This window comes from Gordonia sp. 11cp, from assembly GCF_057767225.1.
Genome location: NZ_CM173437.1, coordinates 3,349,825 through 3,369,685 on the forward strand (window position 1 = coordinate 3,349,825; position 19,861 = coordinate 3,369,685).

At 68.3% G+C, this 19,861-nt stretch carries 18 protein-coding genes and 1 tRNA gene; 7 read left to right on the plus strand and 12 right to left on the minus strand.

What is annotated here, in order from left to right:
* Positions 1-54: 54 nt before the first annotated feature.
* Positions 55-1,644, minus strand: a complete 1,590-nt coding sequence (locus AC3B6C_RS14975) for an ABC-F family ATP-binding cassette domain-containing protein (RefSeq protein ID WP_488373321.1) — start codon at positions 1,642-1,644, stop codon at positions 55-57.
* A 210-nt stretch (positions 1,645-1,854) separates the two neighbouring features.
* On the opposite strand from AC3B6C_RS14975, the gene AC3B6C_RS14980 reads away from it, so the two are divergent.
* Positions 1,855-2,865: an enoyl-CoA hydratase/isomerase family protein gene (locus tag AC3B6C_RS14980; protein WP_488373322.1), complete on the plus strand. Its 1,011-nt coding sequence runs from the start codon at positions 1,855-1,857 to the stop codon at positions 2,863-2,865.
* 93 nt (positions 2,866-2,958) lie between these two features.
* On the opposite strand, the gene AC3B6C_RS14985 is transcribed toward AC3B6C_RS14980, so the two are convergent.
* Both AC3B6C_RS14985 and AC3B6C_RS14990 read right to left on the minus strand, forming a co-directional pair.
* Complete coding sequence (locus tag AC3B6C_RS14985) at positions 2,959-3,687, minus strand: hypothetical protein (protein ID WP_156354194.1); 729 nt, start codon at positions 3,685-3,687, stop codon at positions 2,959-2,961.
* 28 nt (positions 3,688-3,715) lie between these two features.
* A complete protein-coding gene (locus AC3B6C_RS14990; RefSeq protein WP_010844280.1) occupies positions 3,716-5,326 on the minus strand; it encodes a peptide chain release factor 3 in 1,611 nt (536 codons plus the stop codon).
* A 141-nt stretch (positions 5,327-5,467) separates the two neighbouring features.
* Between AC3B6C_RS14990 and AC3B6C_RS14995 the strand changes: the two genes are divergently transcribed.
* The gene (locus AC3B6C_RS14995; RefSeq protein ID WP_488373323.1) at positions 5,468-6,355 is read left to right on the plus strand and encodes a DUF559 domain-containing protein; all 888 of its coding nucleotides are present in this window, start codon (positions 5,468-5,470) and stop codon (positions 6,353-6,355) included.
* Positions 6,356-6,419: 64 nt separating this feature from the next.
* On the opposite strand, the gene AC3B6C_RS15000 is transcribed toward AC3B6C_RS14995, so the two are convergent.
* Positions 6,420-7,436 carry a beta-ketoacyl-ACP synthase III gene (locus tag AC3B6C_RS15000; protein ID WP_010844282.1) on the minus strand — a complete coding sequence of 339 codons (1,017 nt, stop codon included), beginning with the start codon at positions 7,434-7,436 and terminating at the stop codon, positions 6,420-6,422.
* 301 nt (positions 7,437-7,737) lie between these two features.
* On the opposite strand from AC3B6C_RS15000, the gene AC3B6C_RS15005 reads away from it, so the two are divergent.
* Both AC3B6C_RS15005 and AC3B6C_RS15010 read left to right on the plus strand, forming a co-directional pair.
* Positions 7,738-8,811 (plus strand): ATP-binding cassette domain-containing protein, encoded by a 1,074-nt coding sequence (locus AC3B6C_RS15005; protein ID WP_055475282.1) that lies wholly within the window; start codon positions 7,738-7,740, stop codon positions 8,809-8,811.
* Positions 8,808-9,572, plus strand: coding sequence for an ABC transporter permease (locus AC3B6C_RS15010; protein ID WP_010844284.1), 765 nt, complete (start codon positions 8,808-8,810; stop codon positions 9,570-9,572). Before AC3B6C_RS15005 ends, AC3B6C_RS15010 begins: the two co-directional genes overlap by 4 nt.
* Positions 9,573-9,750: 178 nt before the next feature.
* Here AC3B6C_RS15010 and AC3B6C_RS15015 read toward each other — a convergent pair whose 3' ends face one another.
* The 3 genes from AC3B6C_RS15015 to AC3B6C_RS15025 all read right to left on the minus strand — a co-directional run bounded on the left by AC3B6C_RS15015 (position 9,751) and on the right by AC3B6C_RS15025 (position 12,109).
* Positions 9,751-10,770 carry a beta-ketoacyl-ACP synthase 3 gene (locus AC3B6C_RS15015; RefSeq protein WP_051129850.1) on the minus strand — a complete coding sequence of 340 codons (1,020 nt, stop codon included), beginning with the start codon at positions 10,768-10,770 and terminating at the stop codon, positions 9,751-9,753.
* Positions 10,771-10,881: 111 nt separating this feature from the next.
* Positions 10,882-11,448 (minus strand): aminoacyl-tRNA hydrolase, encoded by a 567-nt coding sequence (pth, locus tag AC3B6C_RS15020; RefSeq protein WP_035718102.1) that lies wholly within the window; start codon positions 11,446-11,448, stop codon positions 10,882-10,884.
* 28 nt (positions 11,449-11,476) lie between these two features.
* Positions 11,477-12,109 (minus strand): 50S ribosomal protein L25/general stress protein Ctc, encoded by a 633-nt coding sequence (locus AC3B6C_RS15025; RefSeq protein WP_488373324.1) that lies wholly within the window; start codon positions 12,107-12,109, stop codon positions 11,477-11,479.
* Between the two features lie 232 nt (positions 12,110-12,341).
* On the opposite strand from AC3B6C_RS15025, the gene AC3B6C_RS15030 reads away from it, so the two are divergent.
* Positions 12,342-12,788, plus strand: a complete 447-nt coding sequence (locus AC3B6C_RS15030; RefSeq protein ID WP_488373325.1) for a limonene-1,2-epoxide hydrolase family protein — start codon at positions 12,342-12,344, stop codon at positions 12,786-12,788.
* 18 nt (positions 12,789-12,806) lie between these two features.
* Here the strand turns inward: AC3B6C_RS15030 and arsC are convergent, their stop codons facing one another.
* The 3 genes from arsC to glmU form a co-directional block, all read right to left on the minus strand.
* The gene (gene arsC / locus AC3B6C_RS15035; RefSeq protein WP_010844289.1) at positions 12,807-13,148 is read right to left on the minus strand and encodes an arsenate reductase (glutaredoxin); all 342 of its coding nucleotides are present in this window, start codon (positions 13,146-13,148) and stop codon (positions 12,807-12,809) included.
* Positions 13,149-13,387: 239 nt separating this feature from the next.
* Positions 13,388-14,365 (minus strand): ribose-phosphate diphosphokinase, encoded by a 978-nt coding sequence (locus AC3B6C_RS15040; RefSeq protein WP_010844290.1) that lies wholly within the window; start codon positions 14,363-14,365, stop codon positions 13,388-13,390.
* 57 nt (positions 14,366-14,422) lie between these two features.
* On the minus strand, positions 14,423-15,883 hold the full coding sequence (gene glmU / locus AC3B6C_RS15045; RefSeq protein WP_488376272.1) for a bifunctional UDP-N-acetylglucosamine diphosphorylase/glucosamine-1-phosphate N-acetyltransferase GlmU: 1,461 nt from the start codon (positions 15,881-15,883) through the stop codon (positions 14,423-14,425).
* Between the two features lie 329 nt (positions 15,884-16,212).
* Between glmU and fabG the strand changes: the two genes are divergently transcribed.
* Both fabG and AC3B6C_RS15055 read left to right on the plus strand, forming a co-directional pair.
* The gene (gene fabG / locus AC3B6C_RS15050) at positions 16,213-16,968 is read left to right on the plus strand and encodes a 3-oxoacyl-ACP reductase FabG (protein ID WP_010844292.1); all 756 of its coding nucleotides are present in this window, start codon (positions 16,213-16,215) and stop codon (positions 16,966-16,968) included.
* Positions 16,969-17,089: 121 nt separating this feature from the next.
* Positions 17,090-17,161: transfer RNA gene (locus AC3B6C_RS15055), tRNA-Gln, on the plus strand.
* Positions 17,162-17,209: 48 nt separating this feature from the next.
* Here AC3B6C_RS15055 and AC3B6C_RS15060 read toward each other — a convergent pair.
* Positions 17,210-18,550: an NtaA/DmoA family FMN-dependent monooxygenase gene (locus AC3B6C_RS15060; protein WP_488373326.1), complete on the minus strand. Its 1,341-nt coding sequence runs from the start codon at positions 18,548-18,550 to the stop codon at positions 17,210-17,212.
* Positions 18,547-19,719, minus strand: a complete 1,173-nt coding sequence (locus AC3B6C_RS15065) for an LLM class flavin-dependent oxidoreductase (RefSeq protein WP_488373327.1) — start codon at positions 19,717-19,719, stop codon at positions 18,547-18,549. Before AC3B6C_RS15065 ends, AC3B6C_RS15060 begins: the two co-directional genes overlap by 4 nt.
* Between the last annotated feature and the right edge of the window lie 142 nt (positions 19,720-19,861).

The window sequence follows — 19,861 nt, forward strand, 5'->3', positions numbered from 1 at the left end:
CACGCAGTATGCGGGCACCGCGGCCACGGCGCGGGCCGTGTCACCGAGTGTTCGTCAGCGGTCTTCCTGGACGTCGACGGCGGGTTCGGCCGCGGGGGCTTCGTCATCCGCGCCCGTCGGGGAGACACGCCGCTCGATTCCGATCCGGTCGAGGAACCCGGCGTCGTGTGAGACCACCAGCACCGCGCCGGACCATGCCTCGATAGCGTCGACGAGCTGCGTGACGGTGTCGAGGTCGAGATTGTTGGTCGGTTCGTCCAAAATCAGGAGTTTCGGTGTCGGGTCGCCGAGCAGGGCGTCGGCCAGGGCGACACGCAGGCGCTCGCCGCCGGACAGTTCGGCGAGCGCGCGATCGGCGCGGGCGCCCCGGAACAGGAAGCGCGCGAGGTGCGCCCGGACCTCCTGGGTGGAGATGTCGGGGTGGGTCCGCGCCAGGTGCTCGGCGATCGAGACGGTCGGGTCGGCGAAGGTGATCTGCTGGGGCACGAACGCATAGGGCACGACCACGGATTCGCGGGCGATCACGTCCGCGATCAGCGTGGATTTCCCGGAACCGTTGGGCCCGACGAGCGCCACCCGCTCGGGTCCGTCGACGCGCAGACGGTCGTCGACGATGATCTGGGCACGAGGGGCGACCTCCGGCGTCGGTACGACGATCCGCGCGGTGCGATCGGCCCGGATGTCCTCGCGGGCCTCGTCGAGACGTGTTGCCGCGGAGGCCACGTCGTCGCGATGGGCATTGCGCAGTTTGCCCGCCGACACCTGGGCCTCGCTCCGGCGATTGTGCGCGACGATCTTCGGCACCCGCTTCTCGCGCTCCGCGGTGGCACCTGTCCGGGCCCGCCGGTCGAGTTTGATCAGGGCCTCGGACATCTCCCTGCGCTGTTTGCGCAGGTCGCCGGCCGCGGTGGCGACCGCGGCCTCGGCGGCTTCCTGCTCGGCGTCGACGATCTCGCGGTACTGCGAGTACGGGCCGCCGAACAGTCGCACGCGACCGCGATAGAGCTCGACCGTCGCATCGACCCGCTCGAGGAGTTCGAGGTCGTGACTCACCACGACGACGGTGCCCGTGAACGAGTCGATGGCGTCGAAAAGCCGTGCGCGGGAGTCGGTGTCCAGGTTGTTGGTCGGTTCGTCGAGAAGCAGGATCGCCGGGTTGGCGATGAGCGCGGCGACGATCGCCAGCAGGGTGGCCTCACCGCCGGACATGGCGCCGACCGCGCGGTCGAGGTCGCGGGGCAGACCCATCTGCTCGAGGAGACCGATCGCGCGCTCCTCGACACCCCAGTCGTCCCCGACGGCGTCGAAGTCCTGCGGGTCGACCGACCCGTTCTCGATTCGTCCGATCGCACAACGGATCTCGTGAATGCCGAGCGCCCGGGCCACGGTGGTGGACGGGTCGGACTGCGGGTCCTGCACGACCACACCGACCTCGGTTGTCGACGCGTCGCCCGCGACGGTGATGCTGCCGGACGCCGGACGCAGCCGGCCCGCGATGAGGCCGAGGAGCGTCGATTTGCCCGCGCCGTTCGCGCCGATCAGGGCATAGGTCTCGGCGCCGAGAGTGAGGTCGAGGTGATCGAAGACGACGGTCCCGTCGGGCCAGGCGAACGAGACGTCGGACAGCACGATGGAAGACGGCATGAGCGCTCCTGAAGTGGGTCGGGAACACCGACGAGTCGTCGGTGAGGTCCACCGGCAGGTTGCCGGCGGCCGGGGCCACTTCAGTTCTTCATCGGGTGGATCACTCCTCGAGTCCGCGTGCAAGTGGTGACCACCGTAGCGGATGCCCTCGGACTTGCCAACGGATTATCTGCCACGCGTGCCGGTCGGGGTCACCGCTACGGTTGGGGTATGTCTTTTCTCCGCACCTCCGTGTCCAACGGCGTCGGCGAGATCGTCCTGGACCGTCCCAAGGCCCTCAATGCGTTGGACCAGAGCATGATCGACGACATGTACGTCACCCTCGGCGAATGGGGTGACGACGACGCGATCGACACCGTCCTGGTGACCTCGGCGAGCGAGCGGGCCTTCTGTGCCGGTGGTGACATCCGCGCGATCCGCGAGCACGCCATCGACGGCGATGCGGCGTCGATCAGCAGATACTTCGGCAGTGAGTACCGACTCGATCAGCTCGTCGCCGACTACCCGAAGCCGTACATCAGCCTGATCGACGGGCCGGCGATGGGCGGCGGACTCGGCATCAGCGTCCACGGCGAGATCCGGGTGGTCACCGAGAAGGCGATGATCGCGATGCCCGAGACGGCGATCGGATTCTTCCCGGACATCGGTTCGACCTACTTCCTTCCGCGGCTTCCCGAAGGCGTGGGCATGTGGCTCGGTCTCACCGGCGCCCGGATCCGCGGTGTCGACGCGGTGGCCGTCGGTCTGGCAACGCATTTCGTCTCCTCCGCGGACCTGCCGGCGGTCGCCGACATGATCCGTTCCGGCGCACCGCTGGCCGACGCGCTGGCCACCTCCGGCACCGAGCAGACGAGCGACGTGCCGTTGCGAAAGATCGGTGAGTACTTCGCCGACGACAACGTCAACGCCATCCTCGGCGGCCTGCGCGGCGCGGTCGGCGACGACTGGGCCCAGGAGATGGTGGGTCTGCTCGAGAGCGCCTCACCCACGAGCCTCTGGGTCACCGCGGCGATGATCAGTGCCGGTGCGAAGTCGGGAATCGACGAGTGCTTCGACCGCGAACTCCATGCGGCGCAGGAGATCACGAAGACCAACGACTTCCGCGAGGGTGTGCGGGCAGTGCTCGTCGACAAGGACCGGAGTCCCGTGTTCGATCCGGCCGCGATCGACGACGTCGACCCCGCACTGGTGGCACGGATCGTCGGTGCCGCCGCTGGTTGAGCCGGTGACGAGCGCAGCCGCCGCGCCGAGCAAGCGACGAAGGAGCGCGTCGAGGTCGAGGAGCCGTGTCGAAGCCACCTCGCGCCATGTGTCTCAGGGCGTGAGCTGAAACCACCCCGACAGTGCGACGGTGTCCGTCGAATTGCCTTCGGCGTCCGGTCGTTTCGTCGTCGACGATTCGTCGAGGTCGTGGGGGACGTCGTCGTCGGGAGCGAGGGGGTTGGCGTCGACCCGCGTCGCCGCCGGGCAGGTGAACGATCCGGCCGCGAGTTCGCCCGACATCCCGGTCACGCTGAGCTGGCATGCGGAGGAGTGGTGGTAGACGCCGTTGATCGAGACGCCGATCTGGGCGTTGATCGGCCTGGTCAGCGGTCCGACGGTCGGACGCGTCGCGCCCACGGGCGGTAACAGCCCGCCGGTCAGCTCACTGATCAGGAACTCGATCTGCGCGCCGCCGGTCCCGGCGTCCTTGAACACGAAGAGCAGTGAGTCGGGTGGCACGTCGGGTCGCGACGGTCCCCACCGGTCGAACTCGTAGCAGTTCGGCTCGTCGGTGGGGGTGGCGCCCGCCGCGGGTCCGCGACCGGAGTCTGCGGGGGTCTTCCCGACCGCGACCTTGATGTCCCCGTGGCGGAACTCGAAGTCCTGACCACTGCGGTCGACGCTGCCCTGAGGCGGTTTCTCGGCGCAGATCGCGGGATCGACCGGCCGCGAGGTCGGCGTCGGGGTCGAGGATGTGGCCGTGGACTGCGGCGGGGTGTCCGAGCCGCAGGCGGCGACGCACACCGACACCGCCGCGGCCAGCAGCACGGCGGCGCGCACGGGTCGTCCCCGCGAGCTCACCGACCGGTCAATCCGCAGCCGCGACAAGGGGTTCGAGGGTGAGGTCGGGGTGTTCCTTCTCGATGTACTGCAGGCGCCACTTGTCGCTGAAGAGGGCCAGGACCGCGCCGTCGGTGCGGGTGAAGACCTCCACGCCGCGTTGCCGGTTCAGTTCGGCCGCGCTGTCGGCGTCCGTGCGGCGGGCAAGGCTGTAACCCAGAGGTTCGATGATCGTATCGACGTTGTATTCGGCCTTCATCCGGGCGGTCACGACCTCGAACTGCATCGGTCCGACGGCGGCGAGCACCGGTGAGGCCTCGCCACGGGTCTCGTTGCGCAGCACCTGGACCACGCCCTCGCTCTCGAGCTGATCCATGCCCTTGCGGAACTGCTTGTACTTGTCGGCCGTGGTGGCGCGCAGCGTCGAGAAGTGTTCGGGTGCAAAGGACGGGATCGGCGGGAACTGCACTCGGGGGCCGTCGTAGAGAGTGTCGCCGGGTGCGAGCGCGGTCGCGTTGACCAGGCCGACCACGTCGCCGGGATAGGCGGTGTCGACCGTCGAGCGGTCGCGGCCGAAGACGGCCTGGGCGTACTTGGTGGCGAACGGTTTTCCGGTCTGTGCGTGGGTGACGACCATGCCGCGCTCGAACTCGCCGGACACGATCCGCATGTACGCCAATCGATCCCGGTGGCTGGAGTCCATCCCGGCCTGCACCTTGAAGACCACCGCGCTGAACGGGTCGGTGACCGGGCGGGGGTTGCCCTCGATGTCGGCCCGGGGGCCGGGCGGCGGGGCGAGCTCCACCAGGATCTCGAGGAGTTGCCGCACACCGAAGTTGAGCATCGCCGAGGCGAAGATCATCGGCGAGGTCTGCCCGGCGAGGAACAGCTCCTGATCGTGGTCCTGGCCCATCTCGGTGAGCAGCTCGCTCTCCTCGAGCGCCGAGGACCACTCGTCGCCCTCACGGGCCTGCGCGTCGTCGGCGGACATGATCTCCTCGGGCGCGATCTTGGCGCCACCGGCGGTACGGGTGAAGTGCACGTACTCGCCGGTCCGCCGGTCGAGGAGGCCACGGAAGTCGCCCGCGATGCCGACCGGGAAGAACAACGGTGTCGGGGTGAGACCGATCCGCTCCTGGATCTCGTCGATCAACTCGAGCGGACTGTGTCCCGGCCGGTCCCACTTGTTGATGACCGTGATCACCGGGATGCCGCGGTGGCGACACACCTGGAACAGTTTCAGGGTCTGCGGCTCGAGCCCCTTGGCTGCGTCGATGAGCATCACGGCCGCGTCGACCGCGGTCAGCACACGGTAGGTGTCCTCGGAGAAGTCGGCGTGCCCCGGGGTGTCGACGAGGTTGATCACGCTCGGGACCTCGGGATCCGCCTGCACGGCCGCGGAGTAGTTGAACTGCAGTGCCGTCGAACTGACGGAGATGCCGCGGGCCTTCTCCATCTCCATCCAGTCCGAGACGGTCGACTTGCGGCCCGCCTTGCCGTGGACGGCACCGGCCTCGCTGATCATCCGCGCATGCAGCGCCAACGCCTCGGTCATCGTCGATTTGCCGGCGTCGGGGTGGGAGATGATGGCGAAGGTACGACGACGCGTCACTTCGCGACTGATCACCTCGGAACTCACGAGGTTCGAGGCTACCGGGCCTGCAGGGGGCGGCCAAACTCGCGCGCGGATGAGCACCGGGGGCAGGTTGTGCCGGTCTGTGACAGCTGGTGCCCCCGGCCCCCGGCGGGAACCCGTCACCCCGCTCTGCGTCTGATCATCGTGCAGCTTCCCCCAGGCCTTCGACGCCGCGCTCTCGCCCGTGACGGGGTACTCACCATGGCCGACGCACTCGAGTTCGGTCTCACGCGGTCCGGGGTGCGGCGTCGGGTCGACTCCGGAGACTGGATACCGCACTCACGCGGGGTGTACACGCTGGCCGATCATCCGACGACCTCGACCACCCGTGCGCGACTGGCAGTCGCGAGCGTGGGCAGCTGCGCGGCGCTGTCCGGACTCGGGGCCGCGTGGTGGCACGGGCTCGCGGACGGGCCGCCGAAGAAGTTCACGGTCACCGCACCGCGATCACGACACTGCACTCCGGTCGAGGGCGTTCGGGTTCGGCGTCGCCGCCTCGCGGACGCGGAGGTGGCGACACGCAAGGAGTTGCTGGTGACAGCGCTGCCGCTGTCCGTGCTCGAAGCCGCGGTCGAGAGTGACAGTGGCATCCTCGACAATGCTCTACTCGTTCGCAAGGTCTCGGTGCGTCAGCTACGTGTCGCCGCCGATCGTCGACGAGGCAAAGAGGACGGAGCCGAGATCGCGGCTCTCGTGGACGGCGTCGAATCCGGAGCACGCTCGGTGGCAGAGCGCCTCGCCGTCGACGTGTTGAGCGCCGGGGGTGTGAGCGGTTGGTCGTGCGGTCACCCGGCCGGCGGCTACTTCATCGACCTCGCGTTCCCGGACCGGAAGTTGGCAGTCGAGATCGACGGCATGGCGTTCCATCGCGACGCGGAGACGTTTCAGCGAGACCGCCGACGCCGAAACGACCTCATCGCACTGGGTTGGACCGTTCTCAACTTCACGTGGAGTGACCTGCGGGAGCGGCCCGATGACGTCGTGGCGCGTGTCCGCCACGCGCTGGACCTGCAGCGCGACCGGCCTGCATGACAAATCCGGGGGCATTGTGAGCCGCTGAGCGGCTCACACTGCCCCCGCACTCGATACCGATGTCCTACTCGAACGGAACCGGCGGCATGGTCACGACCTGCGCGGCGTAGGAGAGTCCGGCGCCGAAGCCGAGCAGCAGAGCGGTCTGTCCGGGCTGTGCCTTGCCGGTCGACAGCAGGTCTTCCATCGCGAGCGGGATCGAGGCGGCACTGGTGTTGCCGGTGTACTCGATGTCCTTGGCCACCACCGCGTCGTCGCGCAGTTTGAGGTTCTTGGCGAGCAGCTCGTTGATGCGGGCGTTGGCCTGGTGGGGGACGAAGACGTCGAGGTCTTCGGAGCCGAGCTTGGCGGCCTCGAGGGCGCGGTGGGCGACCTTGCCCATCTCGAAGGCGGCCCAGCGGAACACCGCGGTCCCCTCCATGCGCAAGAAGGGGCGCTGGGTGCGGTCGCTGTCGAGGAAGGTCACCCAGTCGTGATCCTGGCGGATGGCGTTGAACTGGGAGCCGTCCGACCCCCAGATCACCGGGCCGAGCTGCTGTTCCTCTGTCGGTCCGACGACGACGGCACCCGCGCCGTCGCCGAAGATGAAGCAGTTGGTGCGGTCGGTCATGTCGAGGGCGACCGAGAGCTGTTCGGCGCCGATGACCAGCACGTGGGTGGCGCTGCCGCCGCGGATCATGTCCGAGGCGAGTGCCATGCCGTAGCCGAAGCCGGCGCAGCCGACGGTGACGTCGAAGGCGGGGACGCCGTTGGCTCCCAGCTCGGTGGCGACCTTGGTGGCGCCGGCCGGGGTCAGGAGCAGGTGGGTGTTGGTGGCGAGGATGACCGCGTCGATGTCGGAGCCCTGCAGCAGCGCGTTGGCGATCGCCTTGCGCCCGGCGTTGACCGACATCTCCATGACGCTCTCGTCGCGACGTGCGAACCGGCGGGTCTTGATTCCCGTCCGGGTGTAGATCCACTCGTCGGAGGAGTCGATCTGCTCGCAGATCTCGTCGTTGGTGACGACGCGTTCGGGGCGGTACGCGCCGATGCCGAGCATGCCGATGTTGTTGATGCCAGTGGTGTCTGCGATGACCGCCATGGTGAACCCTTCCAAAACGTGCCCGGCGAATATGTGACCCGACATACGACCGTACTCACACGGTCTCTTACTGGGAAGTAGCGGTACCCCGCTCGGAATCGTTACCGGGTCGCCAAATGCGGACCGAAGTCGTCCTCGATGCGCGAAATGCTGGTCCGCAGATCGGTCGAACACATTCGGGGCGTCGGAAAGTCGCCTCCAGGTACGACGATCAGCACACGATGACGTGCGCGCAACGCAGAACGCAACAGCCACCACGCCGGTCAGCTCATCGTCGACGGCACGGAGAAGGGGAGTCCGCATGATCCACGCACGCGGGTTGGTCCAGGTGTTCCACACCGGGAAAGGGAAGAAGAAACGCGAGGTGAGGGCCGTCGACGGTGTCGATCTCGACATCGCCGAGGGGGAGGTGGTCGGGTTCCTCGGTCCCAACGGCGCGGGCAAGACCACGACGCTGCGGATGCTGACGACGCTCCTGCGGCCGACTGCGGGAACCGCGACGGTCAACGGATTCGACGTGGTCGCCGACCCGGTCTCGGTCCGGCGCAGCATCGGATACGTCTCGCAGGCCGGCGGCACCTTCAGTCAGGCGCAGGCCGGCGACGAGATCGTCGACCACGGCATGCTCTACGGACTGTCCCGGGCCGAGGCGACGCGCCGCGGCCACGCCCTGTTCTCTCAGCTGCAGCTCGACGGTCTGTGGGAACGGCAGCCCAAGAACATGTCCGGTGGCCAGAAGCGCCGCCTCGACATCGTGATGGGACTGGTCCACGAACCGTCCCTGGTCTTCCTCGACGAGCCCACGACCGGGCTCGACCCGCAGGCCCGGGCGAATCTCTGGGACCACATCCGGCGCCTACGCACCGATCGCGGCGCAACGGTCTTCCTCACCACGCACTACCTCGACGAGGCCGACGAACTGTCCGACCGGATCCTCATCATCGACAACGGCCGGATCGTGGCCGCCGACACCGCCGACAACCTCAAGGCACAGGTGTCCGGTGATCTGGTGGCACTCGAGGTCGCCGACTCCGCGGCCGTGTCCACCGCCGCGGAGAAGCTGGCCTCGGTCACCGGTGGCAGCGGCGAAGGCCGGATCGAGGTCGACGGCCGGCACGTCCGAAGCCGGGTGCCCCGGGCCGGCCGGGCGGTTCCCGGGTTGCTGCGCGACCTCGACGCCGCGGGCATCACCCTCGATTCCATCGAGGTCATCCGGCCGACGCTCGACGACGTGTTCCTCACCCTCACCGGCCGGTCGCTGCGCGATGCCGAGACCGAACGAGGCAACGACATCGCCTCGGACACAACCGATCCCGATCTCCGCGCGGCCGACGCCGCACCGTCCGAACTCAACCAGCAGGGGGCCAACCGATGACCACATTCCTGCGCGAGAGCACCATCGTGTTCCACCGCCAGATACGCATGAACCTGCGGAACCCGGCCTGGGTCCTCATCGGGGTGATGCAGCCGATCCTCTACCTCGTGCTGTTCGGGCCACTGCTGAAGCCGCTCGTCGCGCAGTTCCCGGGCGGCGCGGACAACCCGTACACGTTCCTGGTTCCCGGTCTGCTCGTGCAGCTCGGGCTGTTCGGTGCGCTGTTCGCCGGTTTCAGCTTGATCGGCGAATGGCGCGAAGGCGTCATCGAGGCGGAGCGAGTGACCCCGGCCAGCCGCACGGCGCTGCTCACCGGTCGCCTCATGCGGGACATGCTGCAGCTTCTCGTCCAGGCTCTGATCCTGGTGGTGCTGGGCTACCTCATGGGCATGCGCGGTTCGGTGGTCGGGGTGATCCTCGGCATCGTCATCACGATGCTGATCGGTGGTGCGTGCGCCGCGGCGTCGAACGCCCTCGCACTCACCACGAAAAGCGAGGACGTGATGGCGCCGCTCATCAACATGGTGATGATGCCGGTCCTGTTGCTGTCGGGCATCCTGCTCCCGATGACCCTCGGGCCGTCGTGGCTGCAGAGCCTCAGCGACTTCATGCCGTTCCGGTGGATCGTCGACGCCGTGCGCGACACCTTCTCCGGCGACCTCGCCAGTGCTCAGGTCCTGTGGGGCGTCCTTGCCTCGCTGGTACTCGCCGGACTCGGAACCCTCTGGGGCACGTCGGTCTTCCGCAAGGAGAATGCGTGACCGTTGGTCCGGGGGGCTGCCCGCTCCGCTCCATGAGGAGCGCCCGGAGATTGCGGAGGGCGCGTCACGAAGGGTCTCGCAAAGCAACTCACCGGGCCCTTCGTGGCTCGTCGCTTGCGCTCCTCGCACCTCAGGGACCAGGGGTGTGTGATTCTTTCGGAGTGGGAGCAGTGGGTCGTCAGTCGAAGCTGGTGATCGCCGGGGCCGGGGGCAGGGTCACGACCGCGCCGGCGTAGCTGAGGCCGGCGCCGAAGCCGAGGAGCAGCGCGGTCTGCCCGCCCCTGGCCTTGCCGGTCGCGAGCATCTCCTCCATGGCGAGCGGGATCGAGGCCGCCGAGGTGTTCCCGGTGTTCTCGATGTCGTTCGCCATCGGCAGGTCGTCGGGGAACCCGAGGTTCTTCTTCATCAGGTCGTTGATGCGGGCGTTGGCCTGGTGGGGCACGAAGACTTCGATGTCCTCGACGCCGACGCCGGAGGTCTCCAGCACGGTGGCGAGGGCCCTGGGGAGGGTGATGGCCGCCCATCGGAACACCTTGGGTCCCGCCATCGTCACGACCATACGTCCGACCGGGTCGGTTTCGGGGTCTTTGTCCTGGTAGGCCTGCGCACGGTCCATGTACTCGGGAATGTCCCAGTTCTGGCCGATCGCCTCGGCGTTCTCGCCGTCGCTGCCCCAGACGGTCGGGGAGATCCCGTTGTCCGCGCTCGGGCCGACGACCACCGCCCCGGCGCCGTCGCCGAAGATGAAGGCGGTGTTGCGGTCGGTGGGATCCATGACCACCGACATGGTCTCGACGCCGACGAGCAGGACGTACTCGGCGCTGCCGGCGCGGATGGTGTCGGCAGCGACCCCGAGCCCGTAGCCGAAACCGCCGCAACCGGCGGCGACGTCGTAGGCCGGGATGCCGTTGAGGCCGATGTCGTAGGCGACGATCGGCCCGCCGTGGGGGATCTTGGTCTTCCAGCTGTTGGTGGCGAGGATCAACGCGCCGATCTTGTCCTTCGCGATGCCGGAGTTCGCGATGGCCCGCTCGGCGGCCGCGGCGGCCATGGACCGTGCACTCTCGTCGCCGCTGATCCAGCGGCGATTGCGGATGCCGCTCCGCTCGAAGATCCACTCGTCGGAGGAGTCGAGAACCTCGCACACCTCGTCGTTGCTGACCAGGCGTCGCGGCCGGTAGGCGCCGATGCCGAGCATCGAGACGTTCTGGTGTCCGGTCTTCACCGAGAGGTTGACCACTGTTGCCGATCCCTTCGCATTGCCTGCCGCAGCGATTCTACGGCCGCGCTGCCGCCCGGTAGGGGGTCCTCACCAGGCGTGCACGGTGTTCTGTGCGGACTCCAGATCCTGTCCGACCAGTAGTTCGACGGCGTCGCAACCGTTGGCGATCAGGAGTTCGACCTCGCTGCGAGCCGAGGACGGGAACGGTTTCAGCACGAAATCGGCGGGATCCTGACGGCCGGGTGGCCTGCCGATGCCGATGCGCACACGCAGATAGTCGCGTGTGCCGAGTGCCTGGCTGAGCGACCGCAGCCCGTTGTGGCCGCCCTCGCCCCCGCCGCGTTTCAGGCGGACGGCGCCGAAGTCGATGTCGAGTTCGTCGTGGACGACGATCAGGTCGTCGACGGACACCGAGTAGAACTTCGCGAGCGGACCGATCTGACGGCCGGACTCGTTCATGTAGGTGCGCGGCTTGGCCACGAGAACCGGCTGGCCGCCGAGGCGTACCTCGGCGACCTCGGCGCCGGACTTCTTGTGCACCTTCCAGCGCGCGCCGGCCGAGGCGACGAGGCCGTCGGCGACCATCGCGCCGACGTTGTGCCTCGTCTTCTCGTACCTGGACCCGGGATTACCCAGGCCGACAATCAATTTCACCACTCGTACCGAGTAGTCGAGGGTGGGGTTACTCCGACTCCTCGGCCGCGTCGGCGGCCTCGCCCTCGGCTGCGGCGTCGGCCGAGCCGTCGGCGTCGGACTCGGTGGCTGCGAGCTGCGCCTCGGTGACCGCGACGATCAGGGTCTCGGGATCGGCGGTGAGGGTCACGCCCTCGGGCAGGTCCAGATCGGAGGCGTGCACGGACAGGCCGGCCTCGGCACCTTCGACGCTGACGACGATCTGCTCGGGGATCGACAGGGCGTCCGCCTCGACCTCGATGAGGCTGGTGTCGGAGACGACCAGCGTGCCCGGGGCGGCGTCGCCCTCGACGATGATGGCGACCTCGACGGTCACCTTCTCACCGCGACGGACGATGAGCAGGTCCGCGTGCTCGATGTAGTTGCGGATCGGGTGGACGTCGACCTGCTTGGTGAGCGCCAGCTGGCTGTCGCCCTCGATGTCGAGGTCGATGATGGCGTTGAGGCCGTTGTTGCGCAGGATCGCGGCGAAGTCGCGCGCAGGCAGGTGCAGGTGCTGCGGATCGGTGCCGTGGCCGTAGAGCACGGCGGGAACCTTGCCCTCGCGACGTGCACGGCGTGCTGCGCCCTTGCCCTTCTCGGTGCGGGTGCTGACCGAGAGCTTGCTGGCCTGGTTCGACATGTGGGTCTCCTCGTGGGTGGTGTGCGGTCTGTCGGCGTCGCGACGAGCAACACCGGGCACGAACACCGACCGCGGAACCCGCCGGTCGCCGACCGAGGAGAACTACGATGGCCGCGCCGATAACGGTGACTGGGTCACCCTCGCCGAGACAACGGCGACCAGAGTAGTCGACGACCTGCTGGGATGTCACATCGCCCGCTGTCGGCGCCGAGCTCGGGGATACTGGTCTGCCATGACCCCACAGACGCCGATCGAGATCGTGACGACCCTTCTGACCGAGTTCGCGCGGGGCGACGTACCCGCCGCGCTGGAGACCATCGACGACGACATCGCCTACACGAACGTCTCGCTGCCGACGATCCGCGGGAAGCGGAAGGTGGCCGGTGTCCTGGGCGGAGTGGCACGCAAGGACTCGGTGGGATTCAACTACCGGATGATCAACGTGAGCTCCGACGACACCGGCGTCGTGTTGACCGAGCGGGTCGACGAACTCCGACTCGGCCGGCTGCATCTCCAGTTCTGGGTGTGCGGCCGCTTCGAGGTGCGGGAGGGCCGGATCACGGTGTGGCGCGACTACTTCGACTATTTCGACATGACGAAGGCGCTGGTGCGAGGTGTGGTCGCCCTGGCCGTGCCGTCGGTGCAGCGGCCACTGCCCGCGCCGGCTGTCCCGGCCTGACCCGACCGCGGCCGGCGCTCAGAGGATCTCGTCGAGCTTGTCGATGGGTCGCGGGATGCGAGTGCCCTTGGCGGTCACGACGATCGGACGTTCGACGAGGACGGGGTGCTCGACCATGGCGTCGAGGATCTGATCGTCGGTGGCCGATGCGAGATCGAGCTCCTTGTACAGGGCCTCCCGCTTGCGGACCGCCTGTGCGGGCGTGAGCCCGGCATCGGCGAACAACTCGACGAGCTGGTCGCGGCTGTACGGCTCGTCGAGATACTTCACGACGGTCGGCTCGATGCCGGCGTCGCGCAGGGCCTGCAATGCCTTCCGCGAGGTCGAGCATTTCGGGTTGTGATAGATCGTCGCGTCCACGGGTCACACGGTACCCGGGTCGACTGCGCAGCCCTTCGTGGCTCGTCGACCTCGACGCGCTCCTTCGTCGCTTGCTCGGCCCGGCGGCTTGCGCTCCTCGCTCCTCAGGGAGCAGGTCGTTCTCTCGGATTAGGGAGCAAAGAGCTGAGGTGTGAGCGGAGCGTCCCTTTTGTTCCCTGAGGTGCGAGCGGAGCGTCCCTTTTGTTCCCTGAGGTGCGAGCGGAGCGAGCCTCGAAGGGTCAGGCGATACCGTCGAACAGGCTTGTGACAGAACCGTTCTCGAAGACCTCGCGAATCGTCTGCGCGAGCAGCGGGGCGATGGAGAGGACGGTGAGGTTCGCGAAGCGCTTCTCGGCCGGGATCGGCAGGGTGTCGGTCGCGATGACCTCCTTGGCGCCACAGTTCGCGAGGCGCTCGGCCGCGGGGTCGGAGAACACACCGTGGGTGGTGGCGATGATGACGTCGCCCGCCCCGGCGTCCTTGAGAACCCGCACCGCGCCGGCGATCGTGCCGCCGGTGTCGATCATGTCGTCGATCAGGATGCAGGTGCGTCCTTCCACCTCGCCGACGACGCGGTTGGACTTGACCTGGTTGGGCACCAACGGATCGCGGGTCTTGTGGATGAACGCCAGTGGTGCGCCACCGAGGGTGTCGGCCCACTTCTCCGCGACACGTACGCGACCGGAGTCGGGGGAGACCACCGCGATGTTGTCGGTGCCGTATTTGCCGCGGATGTACTCGGCGAGCTGCCCCTGCGCGTGCATGTGGTCGACGGGCCCGTCGAAGAAGCCCTGGATCTGATCGGTGTGCAGGTCGACGGTGATGATCCGGTCGGCGCCGGCGGTCTTGAGCAGATCGGCGATGAGACGGGCCGAGATCGGCTCGCGCCCGCGGTGCTTCTTGTCCTGGCGGGCATACGGATAGAACGGGAGGATCACGCTGATGCGCTTGGCCGAGCCGCGCTTGAGGGCATCGATCATGATGAGCGCCTCCATGACCCACTGGTTCAGCGGGTACGGGCAGCTCTGCAGGACGAACGCGTCCGAGCCGCGCACCGAGTCCTCGAAACGAACGAACAGTTCGCCGTTGGCGAAGTCGCGGGCGGTCTGCGGGGTGACCTTGATGCCCAGTTCATCGGCGACTGCTTCGGCGAGTTCGGGATGGGCACGACCAGAGAACAGCATCAGGTTCTTCTGGTTGTCAGTGGTCCAGGTCATGAAAACTCTTCTGTTGGTGTCGTTTCGGATCTGCAGGGTCGAGCGCGGGTCGGGATGTCAGGCCGGCCCGGAGTCGTTCTCGCGCGCCTCGAGGGCCGCGCGCGCCGCCGCGGTGTCGGGCCGCTTGCGCACGACCCAGTCCTCGATGACGCGTTGTTCTCCCGCCGAGACCGCGAGGGCCCCCGGCGGTACATCTTGCCGCACGACGGTTCCGGCTCCGGTGTACGCCCCGTCGCCGACGCTGACCGGGGCGACGAACATGTTGTCCGAGCCGGTGCGGCAGTGATCGCCGATCACCGTGCGGTGCTTGGCAACCCCGTCGTAGTTGACGAAGACGCTCGACGCGCCGATGTTGGAGTGCTCGCCGATGGTCGCGTCACCGACATAGGTGAGGTGCGGGATCTTCGACCCGTCGCCGATGGTCGCGTTCTTGGTCTCGACGAAGGTACCGATCTTGCCCGCGACCCCGAGGGCGGTCCCGGGTCGGAGGTAGGCGAACGGGCCGACGGTGGCGTCGGGGCCGATGACCGCGTCGCTGCCGTGTGTACGGATCACCTGGGCACCTGCTCCGACAGTGACGTCGGTGAGGGTGGTGTCGGGTCCGATGACCGCGTCGGCGGAGATGTGGGTGCGGCCGTGCAGCTGGGTGCCCGGTTCGATGTGCGCGTCGGGCTCGATGGTGACGTCGATGTCGATCCACGTCGTGGCGGGGTCGACGACGGTCACCCCGTCGAGCTGATGGCGGCGGATGATCCGGCGATTGAGTTCGGCACCGAGAGCGGAGAGCTGGGCGCGGTCGTTGCAGCCGGCCACGAGCACCGGATCGGCGACCGTGAACCCACGGACCGCCCGGCCCTCGCCGCGCGCGATCTCGACGATGTCGGTGAGGTAGTACTCGCCCTGCACGTTGTCCGTGGACAGCTTCGACAGACCGACTCGCAGCGCGGCGGCGTCGAAGGCGTACACGCCGGCGTTCACCTCGGTCACGGCGCGCTGCTCGGGGTTCGCGTCCTTGTGCTCGACGATGGCGGCGACGGCGTCTCCGTCGCGGATGATCCGTCCGTATCCGGTCGGGTCGTCGGCGACGAAGCTCGTCAGCGTGACGGCGGCTCCACCGTCGGCGAGGTGGGTGTCGACGAGGGCGCGCAGGGTGTCGGCGTCGAGCAGGGGGACGTCGGCGGCGGTGACGACGACGGTGCCGTCGAAATCGTCGGGCAAACCGCCGAGTCCGACCCGGGCGGCGTCGCCCGTTCCGCGCGGCGCGTCCTGTTCGGCGATCCCGACCTCGACGCCCAGGAGTGCGCCGATCTCACCGATGGCCGCCGTGACCCGTTCGCGCTCGTGGCTGACGACCGCGATCAGATGCTCGGGTTCGATGCCCGCCGCGCCGTGCAGCGCATGGCCGAGGAGTGAACGTCCGCCGATGGTGTGCAGGATCTTCGGGGTCTTGGACTTCATGCGGGTACCGGCGCCCGCGGCCAGGACGATCACGGCCACGGATGGCGACGTTCCCGTCATCGAATGCCCACCCTCTTCCTGATCGGTGACTGCCGCGATCATGTCTGCTCGACGGCGGCGGCGGGGGTCGCAGACCCGACCGGCGGTCGCACGTCGGGTGCGATCCTACGCATCGGTGCCCGGTGGCAGAAATGCAGCGCGCAGTTTGTGCCGGATCCTCCCGACCGGGCCTGATAGAACACATAGGGACCGCGAACGCCGAGCGATCAATCGGTAGAACCTGCCGATATCCCAGTGGATTGTCACAGACGGATCAGGGTGGGTGCGGGAGACAGAACCACGCGTGCCGGAGTTGTCCGGTTCGTGAAACGACCACACGGAGGTAGTGAATGAGCACGCAGAAGACGGCCATCGTCACCGGGGCCGCACGGGGGATCGGCGCGGCCGTGGCCAGGCGCCTGGCCGACGACGGACTGGCGGTGGCCGTCCTGGACCTCGACGCCGATGCCTGCGCCGACACGGTCAAGGCCATCACCGACGCCGGCGGCAAGGCCGTCGCGGTGGGTGCCGACGTCGCCGACGAGGCCTCGGTGAACGCCGCGGTGGACAAGGTCGTCGCCGAACTCGGCAAGCCGACGGTGGTCGTCAACAACGCGGGCATCACCCGCGACAACCTGCTGTTCAAGATGACCGTCGACGACTGGGACGCGGTGATGGCCGTGCACCTGCGTGGCGCGTTCAATGTCACCAAGGCTGTGCAGAAGTACATGGTCGAGGCGGAGTGGGGACGCATCGTCAACCTGTCGAGCACCTCCGCGCTCGGCAACCGCGGACAGGTCAACTACTCGGCGGCCAAGGCCGGCATGCAGGGATTCACCAAGACCCTGGCCATCGAACTCGGCCGGTTCGGCGTCACCGCGAACGCCATCGCCCCCGGTTTCATCGAGACCGAGATGACCGCCGCCACCGCCGAGCGCATCGGTGTGCCCTTCGAGGACTTCAAGCGTGCCGCAGCGGGCCAGATCCCGGTCAACCGCGTCGGCGTGCCCGAGGACATCGCCCACACCGCGTCCTTCTTCATCAGCGAGGGTGCCGGCTTCGTGTCGGGTCAGGTCGTCTACGTGGCCGGCGGCCCCAAGGACTGATCACCTCCTGGACCACGACTCCGGCTCCCAGGCCTCGATCGAGGTCTGGGAGCCGAGTTCTCGTCGAGTGGTCACCTGGCGTGCGTGCCCCCGGGCTGTGGCACAATCGTCAGCGCAGTGATCCGCCATGGTGTAATCGGCAACACTCCTGATTTTGGTTCAGGCATTCTAGGTTCGAGTCCTGGTGGCGGAGCTCATGAGTCGAGGCGCGACGGCGCCCTTTCTCGGTGCCCGGGCGGGTTCACCCCGCCGGTCGTGCCAGCCCCAGATTGTCCCGCAGCGTGGTGCCCTCGTAGTCGGTGCGGTGGACACCGAGCTCCTGGAGGATCGGGACCACCTCGTCGACGAACCGATCGAGTCCGCCGGGCACGATGTGGGGCACCAGGATGAAGCCGTCGGCGACGTCGGCCTGCACGAAGTCGTTGATCGTGTGCGCGACCGTCTGCGGTGAGCCGACGAACGACTGGCGGCCGGTGACCTCGATGATGAGTTCGCGCGTCGTCAGGTTCTTCGCCTCGGCCAGGTCGCGCCACTCGCGCGCGACGGCGACCGGGTCACGGTGCATGCGCACGCTCGCGCGTCCCTTGGCGACCGTGTTCTCGCCCGGGACCGGATCCACCTGCGGCAGCGGACCGTCGGGGTCGTGGTCGGAGAGGTCGCGATTCCACAACTGCTCCAGGAACTTGATCGCCGTCTGCCCGCTGACCTGCTGTAGGCGCACCTCGTGGGCGAGTTCGGCTGCCTGCGCGTCGGTGTCGCCGACGACGAAGGTGGCGGCGGGGAGCACCAGGAGCTGTTCGGGGTGCCGTCCGTACGCGGCGAGTCGCCGCTTGACGTCGGTGTAGAACGCCCGCCCGGCATCGTAGGTGGCGTGCCGGGAGAAGATGGCGTCGGCGGTGGCGGCCGCGAACTCCCGGCCCTCGTCGGAGTCCCCGGCCTGGAAGATGACCGGCCGCCCCTGCGGCGGGCGAGGCGTGGGAAAGTGCCCGTGAATGTCGAATTGTGTACTCGTGAACTCGAATTCACCGGCGTCAGGGCGGGCCAGGAAGTGGCCGCTCGCGGTGTCGGCGAGCACGTCGTCGTCGCGCCACGAGTCCCAGAGCGTCGCGGCCGCGGTGAGGAACTCCTCGGCACGTGCGTACCGCTGGTCCTCGGGCAGATAGCCGCCTCGACGGAAGTTCTCGCCGGTGAACTCGTCCCATGAGGTCACCACATTCCACGCCGCACGTCCGCCGGACAGGTGGTCGAGGGTGGCGAATTGCCGTGCGACATCGACCGGTTCGTTGAAGGTCGAGTTGATGGTGCCGGTCAGGCCGAGGTGGGTGGTCACCGCGGCCAGTGCGGACAGGACGGTGAAGGTGTCCGGTCGTCCGACCACGTCGAGGTCGTAGATCAGCCCGTTCTGCTCGCGGAGCCGCAGTCCTTCGGCGAGGAAGAAGAAGTCGAACTTCCCGCGCTCGGCGGTCTGGGCGAGATGGACGAACGAGTCGAACTCGATCTGACTGCCCGACTCCGGATCGCTCCACACCGTGGTGTTGTTCACCCCGGGGAAGTGGGCGGCGAGATGCACCTGCTTGGTCATGCGACACCGGCCTTTCCAGCGGCGAAACGGTTGGACGGCCGCGCCAGACCGAGGTGGCCCCGCAACGTCGGCGCGGTGTAGGAGTCACGGAATCGGTTGCGACGCTGCAGCTCCGGCACGACCTCCCGCGTGATCACGTGTAGGTCCTCGGGCACGGCGGCCGGGTGCAACCGCACCCCGCTCACCCCGTCGACGGCTGTCCAGCGTTCGATCTCGTCGGCGAGCCCGGCCGGGGTGCCGACGAAGGCCGCGCTGTCGGGCGTGAACGGTTCACCCGCCCACTCGTCGAGTTGCGCCCGGCGTGCTCTCGCCGCCGACTCCGACGCGGCGAGCACGGCGAACAGATCGACGAACAGGAGTGCGGGGTCGGCGATCCCGCGACCGGCGTCGGAGTGGGCGGTGCCCACGGCGTCCACCGCACGCACGGCGTCGTCGACGTCGCGGGGGTTGATGAACCCGAGGTCGGCGCCCCGGCCGATCACCCGCAGGTCGGTGGGATGTGCGCCGGTCGCCGCGATGACCGGCCGGCCCTGGGGTGGTCGTGGCGTGATGGAGGGACCCCGGACCGAGAAATGGTCTCCGGCGAAGTCGATGTAGTGCAGCTTGTCCCGGTCGACGAACCGACCGGTCGCGACGTCGCGGATCTCGGCGTCGTCCTCCCACGAGTCCCAGAGCAGTCCGATCACGGTGGCGAAGTCGAGGGCCTCGGACGCGAGATCGGCGAGCACCGCGGGATCGTCGGGAAACCGTCGCCGGCCGAACAACGCCGCTTCGTCCGGATCCGCGGTGGTGCGCAGGACGACTCCGGCACGTCCGTTGCTCACGTAGTCGAGGGTCGCGATCGCCTTGGAGACGTGGAACGGCTCGGTGTGGGTGGCGGTCGCCGTCGGGATCAGCCCGATCGACCGGGTCGTCGGGGCGAGACGGGAGGCGAGCAGTACCGAGTCGAGTCCCGCGGTCGCCCGGTCGGTGCGTGGATGCCCGCGGTGCAGGGCGAACGAATCCGCGAGGGTGACGAAGTCGAGCAGCCCGGCTTCTGCCTCCGCGAGCCGTTCCTGCCAGTGCGCCGCCGTGGTCAGGGTGTGGGCCTGGGCTCCGGGTGCGCGCCACGCGCCCGGGTGCGACCCGGCTCCGTCCAGCGCCACGGCGACGTGCACGTGCTCGGCCATGGAGTCCTCCCTCAGTCGTGTCGATACCTGTCCCTGGATCGAACGGTGGCGGACAGACCGTGGATTCCGGGCGTCGGCCATCGGATCGCGGTGGGCCAAACCCTTCCGATAAACCGGCGGCCACGCTTCGGTGGTCAGGATG

Excerpts from the sequence above, each read along its gene's own strand:
- AC3B6C_RS14975 (WP_488373321.1), bottom strand. The coding sequence starts at position 1,644 with ATGCCGTCTTCCATCGTGCTGTCCGACGTCTCGTTCGCCTGGCCCGAC.
- AC3B6C_RS14980 (WP_488373322.1), top strand. The coding sequence starts at position 1,855 with ATGTCTTTTCTCCGCACCTCCGTGTCCAACGGCGTCGGCGAGATCGTC.
- AC3B6C_RS15000 (WP_010844282.1), bottom strand. The coding sequence starts at position 7,436 with ATGGCGGTCATCGCAGACACCACTGGCATCAACAACATCGGCATGCTC.
- AC3B6C_RS15005 (WP_055475282.1), top strand. The coding sequence starts at position 7,738 with ATGATCCACGCACGCGGGTTGGTCCAGGTGTTCCACACCGGGAAAGGG.
- AC3B6C_RS15010 (WP_010844284.1), top strand. The coding sequence starts at position 8,808 with ATGACCACATTCCTGCGCGAGAGCACCATCGTGTTCCACCGCCAGATA.
- AC3B6C_RS15015 (WP_051129850.1), bottom strand. The coding sequence starts at position 10,770 with ATGCTCGGCATCGGCGCCTACCGGCCGCGACGCCTGGTCAGCAACGAC.
- AC3B6C_RS15025 (WP_488373324.1), bottom strand. The coding sequence starts at position 12,109 with ATGTCGAACCAGGCCAGCAAGCTCTCGGTCAGCACCCGCACCGAGAAG.
- AC3B6C_RS15030 (WP_488373325.1), top strand. The coding sequence starts at position 12,342 with ATGACCCCACAGACGCCGATCGAGATCGTGACGACCCTTCTGACCGAG.
- AC3B6C_RS15040 (WP_010844290.1), bottom strand. The coding sequence starts at position 14,365 with ATGACCTGGACCACTGACAACCAGAAGAACCTGATGCTGTTCTCTGGT.
- glmU (WP_488376272.1), bottom strand. The coding sequence starts at position 15,883 with ATGACGGGAACGTCGCCATCCGTGGCCGTGATCGTCCTGGCCGCGGGC.
- fabG (WP_010844292.1), top strand. The coding sequence starts at position 16,213 with ATGAGCACGCAGAAGACGGCCATCGTCACCGGGGCCGCACGGGGGATC.
- AC3B6C_RS15060 (WP_488373326.1), bottom strand. The coding sequence starts at position 18,550 with ATGACCAAGCAGGTGCATCTCGCCGCCCACTTCCCCGGGGTGAACAAC.
- AC3B6C_RS15065 (WP_488373327.1), bottom strand. The coding sequence starts at position 19,719 with ATGGCCGAGCACGTGCACGTCGCCGTGGCGCTGGACGGAGCCGGGTCG.